The 20,221-nt window shown below is 33.7% G+C and carries 23 protein-coding genes, 1 tRNA gene, 1 other RNA gene and 1 pseudogene; 7 read left to right on the forward strand and 19 right to left on the reverse strand.

The window, feature by feature from the left end:
• Nucleotides 1-96 precede the first annotated feature (96 nt).
• The 3 genes from QZN27_RS02655 to QZN27_RS02665 are packed head-to-tail and all read left to right on the forward strand — an operon-like array spanning nucleotide 97 to nucleotide 3,724.
• Nucleotides 97-1,647: a radical SAM protein gene (locus QZN27_RS02655; protein WP_296783244.1), complete on the forward strand. Its 1,551-nt coding sequence runs from the start codon at nucleotides 97-99 to the stop codon at nucleotides 1,645-1,647.
• A gap of 60 nt (nucleotides 1,648-1,707) precedes the next feature.
• Nucleotides 1,708-2,826, forward strand: coding sequence for a pyridoxal phosphate-dependent aminotransferase (locus QZN27_RS02660; RefSeq protein WP_296783247.1), 1,119 nt, complete (start codon nucleotides 1,708-1,710; stop codon nucleotides 2,824-2,826).
• Complete coding sequence (locus QZN27_RS02665; RefSeq protein WP_296783250.1) at nucleotides 2,819-3,724, forward strand: cation diffusion facilitator family transporter; 906 nt, start codon at nucleotides 2,819-2,821, stop codon at nucleotides 3,722-3,724. Before QZN27_RS02660 ends, QZN27_RS02665 begins: the two co-directional genes overlap by 8 nt.
• Nucleotides 3,725-3,726: 2 nt before the next feature.
• On the opposite strand, the gene QZN27_RS02670 is transcribed toward QZN27_RS02665, so the two are convergent.
• The 9 genes and pseudogenes from QZN27_RS02670 to hdrC form a co-directional block, all read right to left on the reverse strand.
• A tRNA-Ser gene (locus tag QZN27_RS02670) sits at nucleotides 3,727-3,810 on the reverse strand.
• A 63-nt stretch (nucleotides 3,811-3,873) separates the two neighbouring features.
• Nucleotides 3,874-4,187: signal recognition particle sRNA (gene ffs, locus QZN27_RS02675), an RNA gene on the reverse strand.
• Nucleotides 4,188-4,351: 164 nt separating this feature from the next.
• Nucleotides 4,352-4,744, reverse strand: coding sequence for a CBS domain-containing protein (locus QZN27_RS02680; RefSeq protein ID WP_296783360.1), 393 nt, complete (start codon nucleotides 4,742-4,744; stop codon nucleotides 4,352-4,354).
• Nucleotides 4,722-5,633: a 2-phosphoglycerate kinase gene (locus QZN27_RS02685; protein ID WP_296783253.1), complete on the reverse strand. Its 912-nt coding sequence runs from the start codon at nucleotides 5,631-5,633 to the stop codon at nucleotides 4,722-4,724. Before QZN27_RS02685 ends, QZN27_RS02680 begins: the two co-directional genes overlap by 23 nt.
• A gap of 109 nt (nucleotides 5,634-5,742) precedes the next feature.
• Nucleotides 5,743-6,432, reverse strand: a complete 690-nt coding sequence (locus tag QZN27_RS02690) for a metallophosphoesterase (RefSeq protein ID WP_296783255.1) — start codon at nucleotides 6,430-6,432, stop codon at nucleotides 5,743-5,745.
• A 12-nt stretch (nucleotides 6,433-6,444) separates the two neighbouring features.
• Nucleotides 6,445-6,972, reverse strand: a complete 528-nt coding sequence (locus tag QZN27_RS02695) for a DUF2096 domain-containing protein (RefSeq protein ID WP_296783257.1) — start codon at nucleotides 6,970-6,972, stop codon at nucleotides 6,445-6,447.
• Nucleotides 6,969-7,235, reverse strand: a complete 267-nt coding sequence (locus QZN27_RS02700; RefSeq protein WP_296783260.1) for a DUF749 domain-containing protein — start codon at nucleotides 7,233-7,235, stop codon at nucleotides 6,969-6,971. The genes QZN27_RS02695 and QZN27_RS02700 overlap by 4 nt, the downstream gene beginning before the upstream one ends.
• A 194-nt stretch (nucleotides 7,236-7,429) precedes the next feature.
• Nucleotides 7,430-8,276, reverse strand: a pseudogene (gene hdrB, locus QZN27_RS02705) (CoB--CoM heterodisulfide reductase subunit B).
• A gap of 22 nt (nucleotides 8,277-8,298) precedes the next feature.
• Nucleotides 8,299-9,261, reverse strand: coding sequence for a CoB--CoM heterodisulfide reductase subunit C (gene hdrC / locus QZN27_RS02710; protein ID WP_296783262.1), 963 nt, complete (start codon nucleotides 9,259-9,261; stop codon nucleotides 8,299-8,301).
• A 183-nt stretch (nucleotides 9,262-9,444) separates the two neighbouring features.
• Here hdrC and QZN27_RS02715 point away from each other — a divergent pair, with 183 nt between their 5' ends.
• Nucleotides 9,445-10,188: an archaeosine tRNA-ribosyltransferase gene (locus QZN27_RS02715; RefSeq protein ID WP_296783264.1), complete on the forward strand. Its 744-nt coding sequence runs from the start codon at nucleotides 9,445-9,447 to the stop codon at nucleotides 10,186-10,188.
• Here QZN27_RS02715 and QZN27_RS02720 read toward each other — a convergent pair.
• The 3 genes from QZN27_RS02720 to QZN27_RS02730 form a co-directional block, all read right to left on the reverse strand.
• A complete protein-coding gene (locus tag QZN27_RS02720; RefSeq protein WP_296783269.1) occupies nucleotides 10,180-10,602 on the reverse strand; it encodes a hypothetical protein in 423 nt (140 codons plus the stop codon). The two genes, QZN27_RS02715 and QZN27_RS02720, sit on opposite strands and share 9 nt — an antisense overlap.
• Nucleotides 10,602-11,522, reverse strand: coding sequence for a hypothetical protein (locus QZN27_RS02725; protein WP_296783272.1), 921 nt, complete (start codon nucleotides 11,520-11,522; stop codon nucleotides 10,602-10,604). Before QZN27_RS02725 ends, QZN27_RS02720 begins: the two co-directional genes overlap by 1 nt.
• A 99-nt stretch (nucleotides 11,523-11,621) precedes the next feature.
• Complete coding sequence (locus tag QZN27_RS02730) at nucleotides 11,622-11,780, reverse strand: hypothetical protein (RefSeq protein ID WP_292604546.1); 159 nt, start codon at nucleotides 11,778-11,780, stop codon at nucleotides 11,622-11,624.
• A gap of 62 nt (nucleotides 11,781-11,842) precedes the next feature.
• On the opposite strand from QZN27_RS02730, the gene QZN27_RS02735 reads away from it, so the two are divergent.
• The gene (locus QZN27_RS02735) at nucleotides 11,843-11,974 is read left to right on the forward strand and encodes a hypothetical protein (protein ID WP_296783275.1); all 132 of its coding nucleotides are present in this window, start codon (nucleotides 11,843-11,845) and stop codon (nucleotides 11,972-11,974) included.
• Nucleotides 11,975-12,012: 38 nt separating this feature from the next.
• Here the strand turns inward: QZN27_RS02735 and QZN27_RS02740 are convergent, their stop codons facing one another.
• Both QZN27_RS02740 and dph5 read right to left on the reverse strand, forming a co-directional pair.
• Entirely contained in the window at nucleotides 12,013-12,489 is a 477-nt protein-coding gene (locus QZN27_RS02740) for a hypothetical protein (protein ID WP_296783277.1), read from the reverse strand.
• Nucleotides 12,490-12,757: 268 nt separating this feature from the next.
• Nucleotides 12,758-13,549 carry a diphthine synthase gene (gene dph5 / locus QZN27_RS02745; RefSeq protein ID WP_296783279.1) on the reverse strand — a complete coding sequence of 264 codons (792 nt, stop codon included), beginning with the start codon at nucleotides 13,547-13,549 and terminating at the stop codon, nucleotides 12,758-12,760.
• Nucleotides 13,550-13,584: 35 nt separating this feature from the next.
• Between dph5 and QZN27_RS02750 the strand changes: the two genes are divergently transcribed.
• Nucleotides 13,585-14,586: a class I SAM-dependent methyltransferase family protein gene (locus QZN27_RS02750; protein ID WP_296783281.1), complete on the forward strand. Its 1,002-nt coding sequence runs from the start codon at nucleotides 13,585-13,587 to the stop codon at nucleotides 14,584-14,586.
• A 33-nt stretch (nucleotides 14,587-14,619) separates the two neighbouring features.
• Here the strand turns inward: QZN27_RS02750 and QZN27_RS02755 are convergent, their stop codons facing one another.
• From QZN27_RS02755 to QZN27_RS02765, 3 genes are all read right to left on the reverse strand, one after another.
• Entirely contained in the window at nucleotides 14,620-14,946 is a 327-nt protein-coding gene (locus QZN27_RS02755) for a hypothetical protein (RefSeq protein ID WP_292886901.1), read from the reverse strand.
• 167 nt (nucleotides 14,947-15,113) lie between these two features.
• Nucleotides 15,114-16,043 carry an S-methyl-5-thioribose-1-phosphate isomerase gene (mtnA, locus tag QZN27_RS02760; RefSeq protein ID WP_296783284.1) on the reverse strand — a complete coding sequence of 310 codons (930 nt, stop codon included), beginning with the start codon at nucleotides 16,041-16,043 and terminating at the stop codon, nucleotides 15,114-15,116.
• A gap of 249 nt (nucleotides 16,044-16,292) precedes the next feature.
• Nucleotides 16,293-17,213, reverse strand: a complete 921-nt coding sequence (locus tag QZN27_RS02765; protein WP_296783289.1) for a manganese-dependent inorganic pyrophosphatase — start codon at nucleotides 17,211-17,213, stop codon at nucleotides 16,293-16,295.
• A 294-nt stretch (nucleotides 17,214-17,507) separates the two neighbouring features.
• Here QZN27_RS02765 and QZN27_RS02770 point away from each other — a divergent pair, with 294 nt between their 5' ends.
• On the forward strand, nucleotides 17,508-18,578 hold the full coding sequence (locus QZN27_RS02770; protein WP_296783292.1) for a CapA family protein: 1,071 nt from the start codon (nucleotides 17,508-17,510) through the stop codon (nucleotides 18,576-18,578).
• A 130-nt stretch (nucleotides 18,579-18,708) separates the two neighbouring features.
• Here the strand turns inward: QZN27_RS02770 and QZN27_RS02775 are convergent, their stop codons facing one another.
• Nucleotides 18,709-19,575, reverse strand: a complete 867-nt coding sequence (locus tag QZN27_RS02775; RefSeq protein WP_296783296.1) for a radical SAM protein — start codon at nucleotides 19,573-19,575, stop codon at nucleotides 18,709-18,711.
• A gap of 66 nt (nucleotides 19,576-19,641) precedes the next feature.
• Nucleotides 19,642-20,202 carry a methanogenesis marker 17 protein gene (locus tag QZN27_RS02780; RefSeq protein ID WP_296783299.1) on the reverse strand — a complete coding sequence of 187 codons (561 nt, stop codon included), beginning with the start codon at nucleotides 20,200-20,202 and terminating at the stop codon, nucleotides 19,642-19,644.
• Between the last annotated feature and the right edge of the window lie 19 nt (nucleotides 20,203-20,221).

Genomic DNA, 20,221 nt, shown 5'->3' on the forward strand with positions numbered 1-20,221 from the left:
TTGTGCCGATAACTAAAAATAACATGAATTTAAAATATTATATTGAAAATAGGGAATTAATTTGAAAATTGAAAAATTTGAAAAAAAGTTGATTTGATGCTGTATGAAAAAAATTTATTCCAAAAAAATTTCCGAAAAGTGGACATAAGACTCGGATTATGCTATCCAAATATTTATCGGACTGCAATGTCCTCAATGGGCTATAATATCTTATACAATCTGATAAATGAACGTGAGGATACCTGGTGTGAGAGAATAATATATCCCAATGTCAAATCAATTGAATCAAATACTCCCGTTAAGCATTTTGACATAATAAGCTTTACTCTCCAATTTGAGGAAGACTATTTCCATTTACTGGAAATATTAAGAGATTCTAGAATTCCTCTAAAACGGGAAAATAGAAGCGAAAATGACCCGTTAATCATAGCAGGAGGCCCCTGCGTTACTGCAAATCCCATGCCATTAACCGATTATATTGATCTATTTATCATTGGTGAAGGTGAAAATGCCATAAATGAATTATTGGACATTTATAAAGAGTCCAGTAAAGATTTAAAAAAATTTTTAGATGTTGAAGGCATTTACATACCCGAATTTGACAATAAAACAAAAATAAGGATTATAGATAATCTTGATGAAACATATCACATCACCCAACCAGTTATAAGCAAAAGTGACGATGAAGATTACCAGAGCGTCTTTAATAATTCAATAATGCTGAATGTTTCAAGAGGCTGTACAAGAGGCTGCCGGTTTTGCATGTCTGGTTATCTCTACAGACCCATGAGAGAAACTAGTTGGGAAAAATTAATTGATATAGCAATTGAAAATAGAAAAAATACAGGATTAAATAAAATTACGCTAATTGGAGCTGCAGTATCCGATTATAACAATTTAGACAAATTAATCAAGGGCCTTGAGAATGAAGGTTTTCAAATTTCAACACCATCTCTAAGAATTGAATCCATTACAAAAGAAACTCTGGAAAGTTTGAAAAACAGCGGACTCAAAACAATAACCCTTGCACCTGAATCAATAAGTCGGCTTAGAAAAGTGATAAATAAAGACATACTGGAAGAGCAAATTTTTACAGTAATAAAAAATGCTGTTGAATTAGACTTTAACATCAAACTATATTTTTTAATAGGAATACCTGGTGAAAGTTTTGACGACATTCAGGAACTTTGTGAGTATATGAAAAAAATTGCCAGTATGCATAAAAATCCTAAAAGAGTGAAATTCAGTGTGAATCCTGTAATCCCTAAACCCCACACTCCTCTCCAATGGGAAGGTTATGATTTTAAGGACATTAAAAAGAAAACCAGATATATTAAAAAGGAAATGAAAAATTATAACATAAAGTGCGAAAGTCCTAAAAAAGGACTAATCCAATATATATTATCTTGTGGAGATAGGGGTGTTTCTGCACTTATTGAAAAATCTTTAACACAGCAACCCACACTGAAAGAATGGAGAGAATTAACACCAAATTATGATATTGATGATTTGCTGCCTTGGAACAAAATTGATATTGGCATAAATGAGAGATTTTTAAAAAATGAACATAAACGATTGAAAACATTGAAGCAAACACCATGGTGTGAAACATCCTCATGTTACAATTGTGGAGTATGTGAAAAATAATTACTCGAAAAAAATAAATTTACTATAATAATATATATTATAATAAGTGAGGTAATATTTATGATACAACCTGCAAGCAGAACAAAATTAATTGAATTATCATTGATTAGGAAAATGTTTGAAGTGACAAATCCCGATGCAATTAACCTTGGAATCGGAGAGCCAGATTTTGATGTTCCACAAAACATTAAAGATGCAATGAAAAGATCAATTGATGAAAATTTTACTCATTACAGTTCAAATAAAGGATATATTGAATTGAGAGAAGAGATTGTAAAAAAATTCAAAAAAGACAATGGAATAAATACCGATCCTGAAAATGTCATTGTGACAGTGGGAGCCAGTGAAGCATTATACATTAGTGCACAGGCATTTATGGAACCTGGCGATGAAATCCTTTTACCAGACCCCAGCTTTTTATTATATGAATCTGTCATTAACCTGGCAGGTGGAAGAATCGTGCCTGTTGATTGTACAATGGAAAATGAATTTAAATTGAAAGCTGAAGATGTTCTGGAAAAAATTACTCCAAAAACAAAAGCGATTTTCTTAAATTCCCCATCAAACCCAACAGGAGCGGTAATGGAAAAAGAAGATATTAAAGCAATTGCCGATTTGTCTATGGATCATAATTTTCTAATTATTTCAGACGAAATTTATGAAAAAATAATATATGATAAAAAGCATTATTCACCTGCAAGATACAGCGATAACGTAATTACTATCAATGGATTTTCAAAAACCTACGCAATGACCGGATTGAGAATAGGCTACTTAACTGCAAATGAAGAACATACAGAAGAATTATTTAAAGTGCATCAAAACAGTATTGCATGTTCCAATTCTACAGCTCAAAAAGGAGCATATGAAGCGTTGACCGGACCTCAAGATGAAGTTCAAAAAATGGTTAAGGAATTCAAAAGAAGAAGGGATTTGATTGTATCCCGCTTAAATGGAATGGGATATGAAACAGTTAATGCCGAAGGAGCATTCTATGTATTCCCAAAAATTGAAGATAAAGACTTTGTTCAAAAGGCTGCAGAAGCCGGTGTGATTACAGTTCCAGGGTCTGCATTTGGATTGAATGGTGAAAATCATATAAGGATGTCATATGCAAATTCATATGAAAACATTGAAAAAGCAATGGACATATTAGAAGAGCGTGTAGTTAATGGATGAATATCGAACCAAAGCTGGAACCAAAGCATCTGCCGTTGCAATTGGTGCAAACATTATACTAACCATTTTAAATGTAATCGTTGGAATAATGAGCGGAAGTTATGCATTAGTTTCTGAAGGAGCCCATACCCTTTCAGATGTCATAACCTCAATTATAGCATATGTAGGATTCAGTATCGGTCAAAAGCCAGCCGATAAGGAACATCCAATCGGACACGGTCGTGCAGAAGCAATAAGCGGATTGGTTATCGTAGTATTTCTAGCACTGGTAGCATATGAAATTATCACAGGTGCCATCGATAAACTGATACACCCAGGATTGATTAGAGTTCCAGACATATATGCTGCAATAATGGCCGTTTTTGGCATATTCGTCAACTATATTATAAGCGAGTACATTATACAAATAGGTAAGGAAATCAAAAGTCCCGCACTTATTGCTGATGGTAAACACCAAAAAACAGACATATTTTCATCAATTGCAATTCTAATAGGCGTTGTTGTATCAAACATTGGATTTCCAATTTTAGACCCTATTATCGGATTACTAATTGGTTTATTGATTGTTAAAACAGCATATGGAATTGCTAAAGAAAATATAGACAACATAATGGGAAAAGTACCTTCTCAAGATCTAATTAACAGAATAAAATATATTGCCGACAACACACGAGGGGCCCACAACACACACAACATAAAAGTTGACTATTTCGGACCATATGCTACAGTTTATCTGCATATTGAAGTCAATGGAAACCTGACATTAAGCGATTCACATAAAATCGTGCATACAGTGGAAAATAATATCTTAAAAGAAATCCCTGAAGTAAAATCAGTAATGGTGCATGCATGTCCAATAGGATTAACGTATAATCATGACCAAACAATTGATAAATAAAACGCCGGGACCGGGATTTGAACCCGGGTGGTCATATGACCATCGGATTAGCAGTCCGACGCCGTACCAGGCTGGGCCATCCCGACATATGAAAAATAGTATATTAAATTATATGTAAAAACTCATTAATAAAGTTAATCTTTTTTATATAAACGGCATGTTCAAAAGTGGACTAATCTCAAAAATATAAGTGATCTAAAAATCCAACTCCACCCCGGGATTCTACAAGCATTGAATGTTAACAGTAGAGCTGCTCCCTTCCGGGCCTGACCCGTTCCCATATCAGAGACGACTAGTCTTTACCCTCCAGTAAAAACTTCATCACCACCAATCCTGTAGGACGAGGTTTCTATGTTGTCTTTCTAGGCTTATATTCTCTTAAAAAGCCGCCTTTTGAACTTCAACTGCACCAAAGGGGGTGTGTGCTTACAGAGGACCCCTAACCCTCCAGTCTAGCCAAACTTTATTTTTGATTTTAATATTATATAAATGTTATCAAAAAAGTGCTAAAAAAATAGAAAAATTGGCAAAAAAATTAATTAAAATGATTTTCTAGAAAAAAAATTATTTACAGTAACTAAGTTAAAATGGTTTAAATTTAAAAAAAATAAAAAATTATAGAAGATATTAAAATATCTTCTGAATTATATCCCCATCAGAAATAATTCCTACTAACTTATCTCCATCAAGAACAGGAAGCTGATTTAATATTCCTGAAGAAGAAACACCTTCTTTCATGACCTTAATAGCAGTTTCAATAGTGTCTTCAGGAGATACTGTAACTACCGAAGTAATCATGATTTCTTCAACACGAGTGCCTAACTCATACTTATCCAAAATAAGATTATGTCCTACATCAGTTGCAGTTATAATCCCAATTAACTTATCATCTTCCACAACAGGAAGAGAACTGATTTTATATTCCATCAATTTTTCAAATGCATTTACAACATCAACATCTGAAGTAGTTGTAATTACCTCAGTTGTCATGATATCTTTAACTTTCTTGTTCAACATTATCTACACCACCAAATTCCTTGAGAATATCATCAACCATAATTTCAATAGTTTCATTAATATCCACATTATTAATTATACGTGTATCGTGAATCTTTGCCTGTTCAACCAAAAAACTTTGGGTTTTCCTAATGGATTCAAAATTCTCCATATACCTTTCAAGAGACCTCTTTACCCAAGGCTGCCTACATCTTGAATAAAATCTTTGCTTATGTGCCTCTTCATCATCCACCGTCAAAGTAAACATGATAATATTGTTATTTTCCATTAAATCCCTTCGAATAAAACCAGGAACAATATGAACTCCTTCTATAATAGTGCTGATTCCCTCTTTAGCAGATCTTTCAATGATTGCTTCTATACCAACATTAACAACATCCACATGACTAACAAACCCTTCAATGACAGAATCTATCCTAATTGAGGGAGTTCGTATACTCTCATATGCATCAAAACTGGATTTATGAATAACAGGACTTAATTCTTTAGAAACTATCTTTCTCATTACCTCACGAATCATATCTGTACTTATAAGATTTTTTAATCTTAATCTATTAGCAAGCTCAAATGCCATGGAGGATGTTCCAACTCCTGAAGCCCCACCAATTAAAATAATCAATGGTTCTCTAGAAATTCTTAAAGACCTCCAGTTTTTATATTTAATTGCAATATCTAAATCAATAGTCTCCAAATGACTTAAAACCACATCTGCCAATTCTCTACTTGAAATTTCAGTAACATTATTCTTAATTAAACTAGCCTCAATATCGCTTGCAATATCATGTGCCCTTTCAATTCCAATATCTGCCACATTTAGAGAACGAGACATGATTCCTTTAGAAAAGGGTTCTTTATATTTTTTTCCGTCCACATCTCCAGTAACCCAAATCATATTTATCACTTAAAAAAATTTCTACATAATTATCTAAAATTAATATTAAATAAAATTTTTTATTTGATTTTGAAAAAAATTGAACAAAAATAGAAAAAAGAAAGAAGAATTATTCTTCTAATGAAATGATGCTTATATCATAATTAGAGCCATCTTTAACATCAATTAAAACAGCCCCATTATCTTTAAGCATTCCTGGATTTGCTACATCAGTAGTTTTTCCGATTTTACTAAGAGATTTTGCCTCATGAATATGTCCGCATAAGTTTATTTGAGGTTCAAACTCATGGATAGATTTTAAGATTCCAGGACTTCCTACATGTTCTCCATTTTCAACCCTATCTGCATCAGTGTTGAAAGGAGGCGCATGAGTTGCCAAAATCTTTACTTTAGAAACCTCTGAATTGTAGACATAATCATAATTAGCTAATAAATCATATACCTGTCTGTAGATTTTATCATCATCCATTTCTCCAGGAGTGTCGAATGGAGTTGGATTGGATCCGCCAAAACCGAACAATATTGCATCGCCATAAGCAATGATGTTATTGTGAAGACAGAATGCAACATCATTAATAGCATTACAAATTCCATTAGGGTCACAGTTACCCGGAATAGCTATTACATCAACACCACAATCAGCTACCTTATTAATAAAAGTCTCTACAAACTCAAGAGGTCCGAAATCAGTGATATCTCCTAAGATTAAAACTAAATCAATATCATTGTTATTTAGATAAGTGTATAAATTTTCATTTTCTTCGCCATGAACGTCACTAATTGCCAATATTTTAACCATAAAATCACCTTTTTAATCTTCTAAAAAGAAAGATCCCATTTCTTTTAATCCAAATTTAAGATCTTCTTTATCACCGTGCAATTGAATAGTCGCATCATCATCGTATTCAATTATAAGTCCATTCCATTCTGCAATTTCTTGAACTCTTTCCTCAGCTAAAGGAACTCTCAAATTAATTCTGCCGGTGGTCATACCCGGAGGAGTATTTACTAAAAATTTAGACCTTGAATCCGCAAATTCAAATACTTCTTTTCCTCGCATAGCCTGTTTCAATAAATCAAGCCAATAATCAACGTACTCTTCACCTTCTTCCTCGGCAAGGATTAAAAGAGTTCCTTGAATATTATTTAAAGACATTTCTGCTTTTGCCAAACCATTAATTAATTCAGGATGGGAAGGGTCTCTTTTATATGAACTAATTGATGATCGGATTAATCCCATCTCAGGGTTAATTCCATCAGGGATTTTATGTCCCCTCTTTGTCAAATCTTTTATAAGATTATTCAGAACTAACCAAGTTTGTTCTGATGGCAAACTCATAAATGTCCACCTATAATTTTTAAAGTAGTGTGATTAATTTTAGCATCTGCTTCTTTTAGTTCCCTTTCAATTTCATCAGTACTGCTATAAGAATCTAAGAATAAAACATGATGAGTGGAAGTACCTGCAATGTTTAAAATTGCGAGTTCATCGCTTGGTTTGAGTTCTCTTTTGTCAATAGTTGCTTTAAATTGAACATAAGGTTCATATTCTTCAGGTAGGTCTGCATATTTAAATATACCATCTAATGTTGCTACAAACATAATTACACCTCTTAAATATATTAATTAAATTTATTTAATTACTAGTATATAAACATGATTGCATATTATTCGTATTGATACAAACAAAAAAAATTTGCCATAAAAAAAATAGTTATCAGGAAAAAGATAACTAACCGAAATGTGTTTTCAGTGACTAAAAAAAATAAAAAGATAAGGATTAAAAATCCTTAAACTTATTCACCTAAAGCTTTTTTAATTGCTGGAGTTGCATCGATTCTTTGAGCATCGAAGGTTAACTCTTCAGCAGATAATCCCATAGCTAATCCGTATAATTGAGCTAAGTGGAATACTGGTAATGCAAAGTCAGTTCCGTATCTTTCGTTTACTTCGATTTGACCTTGGTCAAATTGTAAGTGACAGAAAGGACATACGTTAACGATTGCATCTACGCCTGCTTCAGTCATGTGGTCGAGTTTTTCTTTAGTGAAACTGGTAGTTACATCTAAATCTCTGGATCTTAAACCTCCACCAGCACCACAGCACATCATTTTGTCTTTGTAGTCAATGGATTTAGCACCAGTGATTTCTACAAGGTCATCTAAGATGGATGGGTTTTCTGCGTTGTCTTCAATACCGATAGTTGCGGTAGGTTTTAAGAAGTGGCAACCGTAGTGTACAGCTACGTTTAAGTCTAAAGGTTTTTCGATTAAGGAAGCTAATTTTTCAAATCCAACATCGTCTCTTAAGATTTGAGCGAAGTGTTTTACGTTAATAGTTCCTTTGTATTCTCTACCGATTTCAGCTAAGTTAGCGTTAATTTCAGCTTTTTTCTCTTCACTTTCTTTTAACATGTGGTTACATTCAAATAATGAACCGAAACATCCGTTACATTCGGTCATAATGTCAGCACCAATGTCTTCAGCAAGAGTTAAGTTACGAGCAGCAATAGTAGCCCAGGTTTCTTCATCAAAAGATCCAAATACACCTGGAGCAGGACAACAAGATGCTCCTTCCATTAGCTTTTTCAACACCAGGATAACGGTTGTTCATAATACAACCTAAGAAGTATGCAATTTCCATATTATAACTCTCCTCAATTCATTTATTCTTTTAATCCACCGGTTGCTTCATCGTAACCGATTAATTCATCAAATCCGGTAATTTTACAAATTTTTTGTACTTCTTCTAAAGCTTCTGGGTAAGCGTGAGTTGTTGGTGGAATTTCAGGAAGACCAATTTTAGCTCTTAAAGCTTTAGTTGCATCGTTAATAGGTACACCGTGACCAGTGTTCATAACAAATACTCCAGTCATTTTGTGAGGTTTTGCCATGTAACCTGCGTGTGCAGCAATATTACGTGCTTTTTTGATAATTTCTACAATTTTAACACTTCTGAGACATCTTTCTTGGCAAGTGTAACAGGTAGTACACATCCATAAAGCATCATCAGTGATTACTTCTTCTTTTAATCCGAGTAAACATTTTCTGACGATTTGTCTTACTTTGTATGGAGTTCTTCTTCCAGATGGGCAACTACCACTGCAGGTACCACATTGGAAACAGTGTTTTACAGTTTCGATTCCAGAATCAATGAATTCAGCAGTGAAATCTGGATCACGATTTGCATCAGTTAATAATTCTTTATCAGTCAATAAAGTCATTTTATCTCTCTCTTTATCATTATTTTTTGAATCTTCATCAGCTTCTTCGGCATCTAATTCAGCTTCAACTTTCTCATGGATTTCTTCCTTGATAGTCTCAACTTTTTCTTGAATTTCTTCTTTTTTAGCTTCAACTTTCTCATGGATTTCTTCCTTGAGAGCTTCAACTTTTTCCTCAATAGGTTCGATGTCATCAGAAGCTAAATCTTCAGAACTGTCTTCTGATTCTTCCACAGTTGCTTCCTCAACTTCAACAACTGGTTCTTCCTCAGCAACGACAGGTTCACTTTCAATTTGTGAAGATGTAACTTGGACATCGTCAGATGTGTTTGATACATCATTGTTGATGTCGGTTTCTTCATTATCTCCTTTAAACAAGGATTTTAAACGATTTATTATAGTCATTGAAAACACACCTCGGATAATCATCGGATAATCTCCTCAAATCCATACTAATATTCTTTAAAAGAACATATATAAAGCTTACTAAAATTTTTAGTTGTGTAATCAAAAAGGTTACAGTTCATGAAAAATTTATATAAACCTAAAAAACTAATTATTAAATAATAACAAAAAAGGAAGACACAAATGAAGAAAAAATTTGAAATAAAATCACATGACGGACCCGGCAGAATTGGAAAAGTGGATGGTGAACTAACCCCTAAATTGTTTTTTAAAAATGATTTGAAAATCGCCCCGAATCAAGGTTCCGCACATAACGTAGACAGGGAAATCGCTGAATTTAACGTTAAAGAAACATTACGATTAGCCGAAGAGAATGTCGATGAATGTGACATAGCGGTTATACAGGGTTCAAAATACATTGATTTAAGAATTGACTGCTTAAAAAAATTAGAGGAAATCGGTTATAACGGATTTATCATAGCCAATGGCGATGCACTATTAACCAATCCTAAAGAGCTCGTTGAACTGATAGTGTCTCTTAAAAAACAAGCACAAAAAGACAGTTATTTCATTTTTTCATTTGCCGAAGCATCTTTCATGCCTATTTTAACATATATGGGGATTGATGGATTTTTAGCCGATTCAGCAAATTACTACAGTCATTTGAATGTATTGCAAACTCCAACCAAGGCATATGACCTAAACTCCTATCCGATTTATGAAGACATTTCTCAAAAGGAATTGGAAAATAAAAATATTGAAAATATGGAATTCGTCATCCGTGAAATTCATGCCCACATGAAAAACAAGTCCTTAAGAAACCTTGTGGAAGAGAGATCAGGAACCACACCGCAAAACATCTCAACCTTAAAAATTCTGGACAGAAACCATATGGATTATCTGCTTGAGTACACCCAATTATTTTAGGATTTTGAATGTGGAAATAATATTCTTAAATTCCCTTTCAGACTCTCCGGATACATCCAAGGTTCTCATTTCGAAAATGAATATTTCCCCATTTTCAATGAATACGTAAGTGTGAATATCAAAATTAATTTCAGGAGTATCCATATTTGCATGGAGCTTAATGGCATCCATATCAGCAATGTTAACAAAATCCGATGCCAAAATCACACCGCCGTCATCAGTGAGAGCGTCTTCCATGAAAATTTTGTAATCATCCAAATTGGTGGCGGTCGGAAACATGACTGCATTAATTAAATTGTCTTGTCCTTTTGATAGAGTGGCTATGCAGTCTGGATTTGAAAGGATATCCGCTTTTTCAACTTCCCAATCGGTCGGGTATTCGAAAGTGATTTTTCCAGTGTTAAACTTTTTCATTAATCTTCCTCGTCTTTTCTAGAAACATCAATTGTTTCGTGGGATTCCTCATCAATTGCGTCAATGTATTTTGAGAATGGTTCAGGGAGTTTCGGCATTACCTCTTTTAAGATTTCAGCTGCATCCAGTTCCAGTGCTTGTCCTGAAAGCAACTGGTTGACATCAAAGTCAAAATCAAAAGGTTTAAGTAAATCGTCAGTAGGAACTCTTAAATTGATTTTCTTTTTGTTTAATATCATCTTAAGAGTGCTGGTATTTCTAATCTGATCATTCATATCTTCTACAGTACTCTTTATATCATATGCTATAGCCTTATTCTTCTCATTCACGTCATGTTTGGCTTTTTCAACAGATTTATTCAAATCAGAAATAAGCAACTCATTTCTTCTGTTGATGTTTTCCCTAGCCTCATCAATGACCACATTGATTGCATTCAGGATTGACTTGTTCAATTCTACATTGTAAGCTAGAATCATCTTATTCTTGTAGTCAAGTTCCTTGAAAATGGCAACCCTTTCATCGTTGATTTTTTTATTTTCCTTGTTCAACTCATGAATTTCATCTTTTGCCTTCATGAGTTCATTTTTATAAATCAATTCATCCTTAAGAGAATCAACATCATCAAAAAATGAGGATTTGAGTGTTTGAATCTGATTTTCCAATTCCTTAATTTCAGCATCTTTAGCTTCTATTATATGGTAAAATTCATCAAGCCTTTCATCAGAAAACTGATTATCAAGTAATTTTTGATAATCCTCCTGTGACAACACTTTAACCAAATCATCATCTTCAAAAGGATCTTCTTTTTTAAGACTAACTTGTTTCTGCTTAGATTCTTTTTCAACAGATTTGCCGTTTTTATCTTTACTCGTATACTTTTTTGTATAAACCCGAACGGTTCTAAGTTCCTCACTATCCATTATTGACACCCACTCTATAATATTAAATTTAATTATTTGTTAGTTAAATAGTTAATCATTAAATTATCAAAAAAAATAAAAAAAAGAAAGAAAATAATTTTATAGTTTGCTTTCTTTTTCCATCCACAATAACATTGCCTCTTCAATCGCTTTGGAATACCAGCCGGTTTTAAATAACATCTTATTTGAAGCCAATTTGCGAAAATTCAAGTCAATATCATTATTGATGCTAATTGTAACACGTCTGTTTTTAGTCATAGAAATAGATTGTATATACTAGTTAATAAATGTTTTAGTGTTTTCTCAGGCCATTTTGACAAGTGATTTTGAATATTGATGCACTGTCGTACATGCATCTTCATGATTTTCAAAACAAGATTAAGGACAATCGTGTTGAGATAAAAATGATTTATGGTAAAAAATGGTCCATGCCCATTCCATTTATCGGTTAGTCCATGAATCAAAAGATTTATTGAATAAGATGGGTTAGTCAAATTGGAAGATGTCTGTCTTTAACCTTCCTTTTTAGATTTTCCAAATCGTTAGAAATTATAAAGACCTTTTCACCATCAACATATGTCTTGTAACTCCATCCGTCCCCATATTCAGATATTATATACTCATCATCCTGATTGAAGTTGGTTTCACTTTCCCGAACAGGTTCATCATCAATTTTTCCAGCATTACATTTGTTAATTTCGTTAATCACTAAGGAAAACCCTCTGAATTTGGGATTGTCAAATAGACCCTGAATATACCAGTTCATAATCTCGTTTTGAGTTAATCCCACAATGGAAGATACCTTAAAAAAAGAACCGTACTTTTTATAATGATTTAAAACTGTTAGAACATCATTTCTTGAATTATCAAATGAATATGTTCCATGTTTCAATTTACTATGCATTAATTTAAATTTAAGAGAATTTTTTCTTTTCTGTAAACTGTTAAATACACTTTCAGTGTCCATCACTGATATTATGAACTTAAATGCATATAAACTTAACAATTTTTGATAATATCTTTAAAAAATTGTCACTTAAATAAAATTTTCGTCCTTTGCTAGAGATGAAAAGATTTATATATAATTAAAATATAACTAATAAACGATGTGAAGTAAATTTCATATCTAATGATGAACATCAGTCAAGCATTTTATAATCTCCAAAATGATAGAAATATGTTCAAGGAAGTAGAAAACACTACTACTTCCAACTCCCCCCCCTTTTTTTAAAAAATCAAACATCATCAAGTATTTTAGGGTCAGCTCCGGCAATTTCCACCAGATATTCCGCTTCAACAACATGAAGCTTTGACGGAATGACAATGCAATGGAGAGGTCCTCCAAAATCAAAATCAATCAACTCAGAAATCTTGCCCGCCTTTACAATGACATTCTTTGAGCCGACACGGGCAATTCCCATAGCCAAAGTGTCCGGAGTAATCAAACCTTCACGGTCCAAATCATCATAAATGCTCATCAAATACTCCAAACCTTGATTGACAGTCATGTAACGGTCTTTATGAGCTTGAATATCAAGTAGAACTAGAGTATGCAAATCCATTTTAAGATTTTCTTCAATAGCTTCATATGGAGATTTTGGATAGAAGTTATAATCTGGAAATGGTATTGTTGTCACCTTTCCGAACTTATATCCCTGAAGACCGGAAATGGCAGGTGCTGAAGACAATATGGAAGACCCGTGAATCACTTCAAAATCAATGCCCTTTTTAGAGCATTGCACTAAAAAATCGCTGTGGGTGGTTGCAATTAAAGGATCTCCCCCCGTAATAAGGGCAACATCACTAGTTTTAGCTTCTTCAATGAATTTATGCTCTTCTTCAACTTCACCCCTAACCAAAACTTCTATTTTTTGACCGATCAACTCTTCAATAGCTTCAAAACTTGAACCGAATAGGCGTGATGTGAAAAATTCGGCGTAAATTTTATCAACATTTTTTAAACATTCCAAACCCTTAAGAGAAATATCTTTTTCATCAAATAATCCTAAACCAACTAGATAAAACATGATATTATTTATATAATTTAAACATAAATAACTTTATGAAATGTGTAAAGGTTCCATTAAGACAAATAAACGACACTCGTATTAAATTAATGTCAAATGGATTAATGAATATGGAATATAGAATAAAAACAACTGAAGAATTTGGATATATTCCTATAACAGAAGATATTGACGGTTATACCATTGAAGATATTGAATTAGAACCGATGAAGAAGGTTCCTCATAATTTTGCTGAAATACTTAAAGATGAATTAACACCTGAGGAAATCGAGAATCTGAAAACCTCTTTTGACACAATCGGAGATATCGTGATTCTGGAAATACCTGATGAGCTGCATGACAAAAAACAGCTTATTGGAGATGCAGCATACAAATTCACCAAAAGAAAAGCCATTTACATGAAAAAAAGCGCAATAAAAGGAACCATAAGAGTGCGTGATTTGGAGTTTCTCTCAGGCATTGATGATTCCGTTACAGTCCACAAGGAACATGGTCTCAGATTGAAATTGGATGTTCGAGAGGTTTATTTTTCACCTAGACTTGCAACCGAAAGAAAAAGAGTGATGGAAAGCGTTAAAGATGGTGAAAAAATACTTGATATGTTTTGTGGAATCGGACCATTCCCTATCGTCATTGCAAGAAACAAAGATGTTGACATCACTGCAGTTGACATTAACGAAGCGGCAATCAAATATTTGGATGAAAATATAAAGTTGAATAAATTGAAAGGAAACATTGAAAGCTATTGCGGAGATGTGAGGGAAGTAAGTAAAGGATTTAAATCAAAATTCAACAGAATAATCATGAACCTTCCAGGTCTTGCATATAGTTTCCTTGACGTTGCAATTGATTTAATTGAAGATGATGGAATAATTAATTATTATGAGTTTTCAGATTCATATGAACAGGGAATAAAACGATTGAATGAAGCGGCAAGCAGTGCAGGAAAAAAAGTAGAGATACTGAATACCCGAAAAGTCAAATCGATTTCGCCTGATGAATGGCACGTGGCCATCGATGCAAAAATTAAAAAATAAGAAAATTATTAATCATATTGATTAATAATTATTTTAGAACTGGATTCTGTTACCAGTCCATAAATCATCGTCATTAAACGCATTATATTTCTTTTCATCTTCAATATATTGTTCCATATCACGGTATAGTTTTACTCTGAAAATATCCGGATAAGCAATATACAGCATATCACCATTGTCTCTAGTTTCTTTTACATAAGTTTCAGCAAACTCAATGATGGTGTCCTCTTCTTTATTAAAATGATGGACCTCATTAGCGCATAATATCTTAAAATGTACGAAATCGCCTTTCAATAATTCTTTTACTAAATCCTTAATTAATGGTGGAAAATTTTCTGATTTTTTACTTTTAATCTCCATATAATCCCTCAATACAATTTAACAATTCAAATCTCTAAGTATTACAAAATTTGTAACTTCTAATCAAATTGATTGGTATTGTGTAGAGATTTTCATGAATGTTATTTAATAATTTAAATTTAATTGTTTAAATACTTTATAGCAAAAAAAGATTTAGGAATTATTATCTAAATCGGGTCAATAATTCCTTTTTCAGTGATGATGCCTGTAATCAATTCTTTTGGAGTAATGTCAAATGCCGGATTGATGACCTCTGTACCTTCAGGACAAATCCTTGCTCCTCCATAGAATCGGACTTCATCACCATCCCTTTCTTCAATAACAGTATCATAAATGTTAATATCATTGTCAAAAGTGGAGTAAGGTGCAGCCACATAAAATGGAATGTCATGGTGTTTTGCGGCAAGGGCCACCATAAATGATCCGACCTTATTTACAACACCGCCTTTTGCAATCCTGTCAGCACCGATTACAACCTTGTCAATCTTGCCCTGGGACATGAGATACCCTGAAGCTACATCCGGAATCAGCTTGACAGGAATGTTTTCCTGTTGCATTTCCCAGACGCTTAAACTTGCACCCTGTCCGCGCGGACGGGTTTCATCACATATCACATTGATGTTTTTGCCCGCATCACGTGCTGCTCTAAATACGCCCAATGCAGTTCCATAATCAACACAAGCAAGTGCCCCTGCATTACAGTGGGTTAAAACGGTGTCTCCATCATCAATTACCTCAGCACCATATTTTCCAATGGCCCTATTTGTTGCCATATCCTCTTCATACATTTTTAGTGCTTCGGCAAGTGCATCGTCACTATTCAAAACCCGGTCAACAGCCCAGAACAAATTTACTGCTGTTGGTCTGGCCGCTTTTATTTCATCTGCAGCTTTAGATAAATCAATGCCTTCAATGTCTGCCAATGCCATTGCAAAAGCAGCACTTACTCCAATAGCCGGAGCTCCGCGTACAGTCATATTCTTAATTGCTATTATAACATCCTGATAATTATCACAATAAACATAAGTCAACTCATCAGGAAGTTTTCTTTGATCAATAAGTTTTAATTTATTATCTTCCCATTCAAGTGTTTTCATTTTAACACCCAATAATTTGAAAAAAAGTTTAAAAAATATGAAAGCATAATTAATGTTAGTTTCTAATTTTTGTTATGCAAAACTGCATAGAGTATTTATAATTATGCTTCCCGTCTAATTTAATATCCAAAAATGGATTGATTAGAGATGTATTTAAAATACATCTACATAATACTTTTTCAATTATCATTTATAAATTTTTAGAAAAAACCTTAAAAAAACATGATATTTAAGATGGCCTAAAATTAATTAAGCATTTTCAGTCATGATAGGCACTACTTGTTTTTTACGTGATACAACGCCTTCAAGTAATACGGTGTTATCTTCAAGTATTACACCATATGCCTTTTCGACCAAATCGGCATCTTTTCCTAAGGCAATGACTTGAGAATTGCTGTTTACGATATCAGTGATTAAGAGCATGAACAAGTCCAAATCTTCCTCTTCGATGATTTTGTTCATTCCTGCTTCCAAATCATCCTTCATAGCCATAACATCGCTAATGTCTGCTGTGTTTACCTGATTAACAATTGATTTTACATCTTTAAAGTCGATTTGCTTAGCATCAAGGGCCAAAATCTCATCAATAGTGAAACTGCTTAAATCGGTACCTGCCTTAAGCATTTCCAAACCATATTCTTCAGCATTGATTTCAGCAATTTCTGCAAGTTTTTCAACTGCAATCTTATCATCTTCAGTTGTGGTAGGTGATTTCAAAAGCAAGGTATCTGAAATGATTGCAGACAGCATCAATGTAGCAATCTCTTTTGTAATTTCCACATCATTCTCTTCATATAATTTGCATAAAATGGTTTCAGTACATCCTACTGGTTCAAATCTTAGGAATAGGGGATATGAAGTTTCCAAAGCAAGTTTGTGGTGATCAACAACTTTTAGAATGTTCGCATTTTCCAAATTATCAACTGATTCCGCAGGGGAGTTGTGGTCAACCAGAATTACATTGGCATCATCTTCAACACTTTCCAAAAGTTCCGGTGCTTCTATGCCCAAATAGTTTAAGATGAATTCGGTTTCCTTGTTGATATTGCCTAATCTGTAGGCTTTAGCTTCACTGTTGCCTAATTCCTTTTCCAAATTTGTCATTACTAAGCTTGATGTTATTGAGTCACTATCAGGACTTTTATGTCCAAAAACAAAAGTTTCTACCATATTATTTCTCCTTATAATCTATAAAATTAATGTTAATATCAGTTATTAATTTATCTTTTTCATCTATATTTAACTTTATTGTGCAAGAATTTACCGGCTTTTTAAGGAAGGAATAAATTGCACCTTAAGGAGATATTCTTAAGATAATTATTTTTTTTTAAGGAGATGATTTTAACATTATTTGGATTTTACCAATTTTTTATAAATATTAAAAAGACAATAAATATATTCAATTGAATTTTAACTAACTTCTCAGCATAGCAATTATGATGCTGACTGTAAAGGAGGAATGATATGAAACTTAGAAATTCGCTATTAATAGCCATAGTGATATTGTGTGCGTTTTTGTTCGTGCTGATATCAATAGACCATTCGGAAAACAGCCAAACAACAATACTGGGACCCAAGGGCGATTTTTCCATGGCAGCTACAGGAGACGTAATGTTTGCAAGAAACATGCCCGGAACAATAAGTCTTGATTCCTCCCCTTTTGAAGGGGTGAGTGATGTAGTCTCAAACGTTGATTTACTGTTGGTGAATTTTGAAAATGCAGCTACGACAACGGAAAATGCAGTTAAAGGAGATTTTCCGTTTAAATGTGATCCGAGTTATGTTCCGCTTTTAAAAGTAGCCAACAATACCGTTGCCGCTCTTGCAAATAACCATGCTTTGGATTATGGTGTTGACGGTATGCACGACACATTGAAATATCTAAACGAATCCGGCATTTCTTCAGTGGGTGCAGGAGACAATGAGGATGCTGCACACCAGCCTGTTGTTAAAAACATCAATGGTCGTAAGATTACCATACTGAATTATATGGATGCCAATGACTTTTCAGAATATGATTACGATACCATACCTTATGCAAACGGATCTCATTTTGGTTATTCAGCTTATGACCGTGCAGATGCACAAAAACAAATCAGCGAAAACAACGATTCCGATTTGGTTGTGGCAATGCTGCATTACGGAAATGAATATTCAACATCCCCTAATGAAGACCAAATCAGGATATCACATGAACTGATTGATGATGGCGTGGATGTCGTAATAGGTTCCCATCCACATGTTCCTCAGGGAGTGGAGATGTACAATGGAAAACCAATCTTTTACAGCCTCGGTAACTTCATCTTCGATATGTCAGGTGGAGATATGGACTCTACATACTTCGTTAAAATTGATTTGGTCAACAACACCGGAGAATGCACAATCTATCCGGTTTACAATTCAAATTTCCTTCCTCAGAGAATGGATGCCGAAGCGGGAAAGACATTTATAAATGGTCTTACACCACTGCCTTCAGAAATAAACGTGACTGATGATGGAGTTGGAAAATTAAGATTTGATTTGAAAAATTCTTAATTTTTCATTATTTTTTTTACAGTTAAAAACTAATATTCACTTTGGCAGTATCTAAAAACCCTAAAAAATCGGCTTTTTAATTAATACTTAAAAAAAAATATTTGAAATAAATATAAATAAAAAAAAGTATTTAGTAATGACTTTGTGGAGTCATTCCTAAATGATGGTCTTCGCTTTTTTTGCCAGGTATTCCGTAAGCGTCTGCCCTACATTGAGTACATGCCCTGAATACCGGAATAATCTCTTCAACCTGTTCCCTGACTGATTCCATCATCATACAGTCAGGTCTTTCAAGGTCTTTCATTTTACCTAAAGGAATCAATGGTAAAACATTCATTAAAGCTGCTCCACGTTTTTCGACTTCACGGGCAATTTCAACAATGTGCTCATCATTGACTGTAGGAATTAAAACTGAGTTTACCTTAACAACCAATCCGTTGGCGGCTGCCTTTTCAACACCTTCCAATTGATTTTTGATTAAGATTTCAACAGCCTCACGACCTTTGTAAACCTTACCTTCATATTTGATGAATGAATAAATTTTTTCTGCAATTTCAGGATCAACCGCATTGATAGTAACTGTCACGGAGTTTACTCCAAGCTCTGCCAATTTGTCAGCATATTTTGGAAGCAAAAGTCCATTTGTACTCATACATTTTATTAAATCAGGTTGTTCTTTTGCCAATTTTTCAAAGAATTCGAATGTTTCTTCATTTGCAAGTGAATCTCCAGGTCCTGCAACTCCAACAACTGCAATAGGACCATCTGCGGTAACGTCATTAATATGAGTAATTGCATCATCAGGTTTCATAATACATCCTGCAACACCAGGTCTGTCCTCTTCATTGTTAATGTCTCTTGTACAGAAGTTACAAAATATATTGCATTTTGGTGCTACCGGTACATGTGCCCTTCCGACTTTATCGTGCATTTTTTCATTGAAACATGGATGTGCTCTTGTTATATGTGCAAATCTTGAACCGTTGTGTTCATTCATAATACCACTACTCCTCAATATAACATCTGTTAATTAGTATTGATACGAACAAATATATAAAGCTTTCTACATGCCTTTGTTTAATTCATCCATAAACTCATGACATTTTTCAATCCATTCATCCTTAATTAACTCATCAGTAGCCACAACTGCAACAATATCTTCAGAAGACAAATCTTTAATGTTTTTAAAGCCTTCAGGCAAAATTCTGAAAACTGCGTCATAAATACGCCTTTGCAAATTGGAATGAGGGTCATCAACAACAACAGAACTTAAGTTAGTATAGTCTCCCTTAATCTCAAGCTGATATCTGTTCGGTTGATAGATTTCATCCCTTGAAAATTGCATCCATAAAATTTTCAAAATGTTAGGAAGGTAATTTTCATTATCAACTAAAATCATAGTCTTATCGTTAGCATTATCATAAGTTAAATTAGCCACATCCTCAAATCTAATAACATTTGAAGTTTTTCTCATTTTAATGGCCAGGACAAACACAGGGTCATCAGGATTAACATAAGCCTTCAAATCATCAACAGAAGCACCTAACACCAAATCTTGAAAGATCTGTTTGATGATGATTTCATAAACTTCAGCTCCACGCTCATCATAGCATTCAACTAACATCAAATCCACCCTTTAAAAA

Origin of the sequence: uncultured Methanobrevibacter sp. (assembly GCF_900316895.1) — an archaeon.
Classification (GTDB): Archaea; Methanobacteriota; Methanobacteria; order Methanobacteriales; family Methanobacteriaceae; genus Methanocatella.

Bases quoted from the DNA above. Each gene is read 5' to 3' on its own strand.
- QZN27_RS02655 (WP_296783244.1), top strand. From the start codon at position 97: ATGCTGTATGAAAAAAATTTATTCCAAAAAAATTTCCGAAAAGTGGAC.
- QZN27_RS02660 (WP_296783247.1), top strand. From the start codon at position 1,708: ATGATACAACCTGCAAGCAGAACAAAATTAATTGAATTATCATTGATT.
- QZN27_RS02665 (WP_296783250.1), top strand. From the start codon at position 2,819: ATGGATGAATATCGAACCAAAGCTGGAACCAAAGCATCTGCCGTTGCA.
- QZN27_RS02685 (WP_296783253.1), bottom strand. From the start codon at position 5,633: ATGATTTGGGTTACTGGAGATGTGGACGGAAAAAAATATAAAGAACCC.
- QZN27_RS02690 (WP_296783255.1), bottom strand. From the start codon at position 6,432: ATGGTTAAAATATTGGCAATTAGTGACGTTCATGGCGAAGAAAATGAA.
- QZN27_RS02695 (WP_296783257.1), bottom strand. From the start codon at position 6,972: ATGAGTTTGCCATCAGAACAAACTTGGTTAGTTCTGAATAATCTTATA.
- QZN27_RS02700 (WP_296783260.1), bottom strand. From the start codon at position 7,235: ATGTTTGTAGCAACATTAGATGGTATATTTAAATATGCAGACCTACCT.
- hdrC (WP_296783262.1), bottom strand. From the start codon at position 9,261: ATGACTATAATAAATCGTTTAAAATCCTTGTTTAAAGGAGATAATGAA.
- QZN27_RS02715 (WP_296783264.1), top strand. From the start codon at position 9,445: ATGAAGAAAAAATTTGAAATAAAATCACATGACGGACCCGGCAGAATT.
- QZN27_RS02720 (WP_296783269.1), bottom strand. From the start codon at position 10,602: ATGAAAAAGTTTAACACTGGAAAAATCACTTTCGAATACCCGACCGAT.
- QZN27_RS02725 (WP_296783272.1), bottom strand. From the start codon at position 11,522: ATGGATAGTGAGGAACTTAGAACCGTTCGGGTTTATACAAAAAAGTAT.
- QZN27_RS02730 (WP_292604546.1), bottom strand. From the start codon at position 11,780: ATGACTAAAAACAGACGTGTTACAATTAGCATCAATAATGATATTGAC.
- QZN27_RS02740 (WP_296783277.1), bottom strand. From the start codon at position 12,489: ATGGACACTGAAAGTGTATTTAACAGTTTACAGAAAAGAAAAAATTCT.
- dph5 (WP_296783279.1), bottom strand. From the start codon at position 13,549: ATGTTTTATCTAGTTGGTTTAGGATTATTTGATGAAAAAGATATTTCT.
- QZN27_RS02750 (WP_296783281.1), top strand. From the start codon at position 13,585: ATGAAATGTGTAAAGGTTCCATTAAGACAAATAAACGACACTCGTATT.
- QZN27_RS02755 (WP_292886901.1), bottom strand. From the start codon at position 14,946: ATGGAGATTAAAAGTAAAAAATCAGAAAATTTTCCACCATTAATTAAG.
- mtnA (WP_296783284.1), bottom strand. From the start codon at position 16,043: ATGAAAACACTTGAATGGGAAGATAATAAATTAAAACTTATTGATCAA.
- QZN27_RS02765 (WP_296783289.1), bottom strand. From the start codon at position 17,213: ATGGTAGAAACTTTTGTTTTTGGACATAAAAGTCCTGATAGTGACTCA.
- QZN27_RS02770 (WP_296783292.1), top strand. From the start codon at position 17,508: ATGAAACTTAGAAATTCGCTATTAATAGCCATAGTGATATTGTGTGCG.
- QZN27_RS02775 (WP_296783296.1), bottom strand. From the start codon at position 19,575: ATGAATGAACACAACGGTTCAAGATTTGCACATATAACAAGAGCACAT.
- QZN27_RS02780 (WP_296783299.1), bottom strand. From the start codon at position 20,202: ATGTTAGTTGAATGCTATGATGAGCGTGGAGCTGAAGTTTATGAAATC.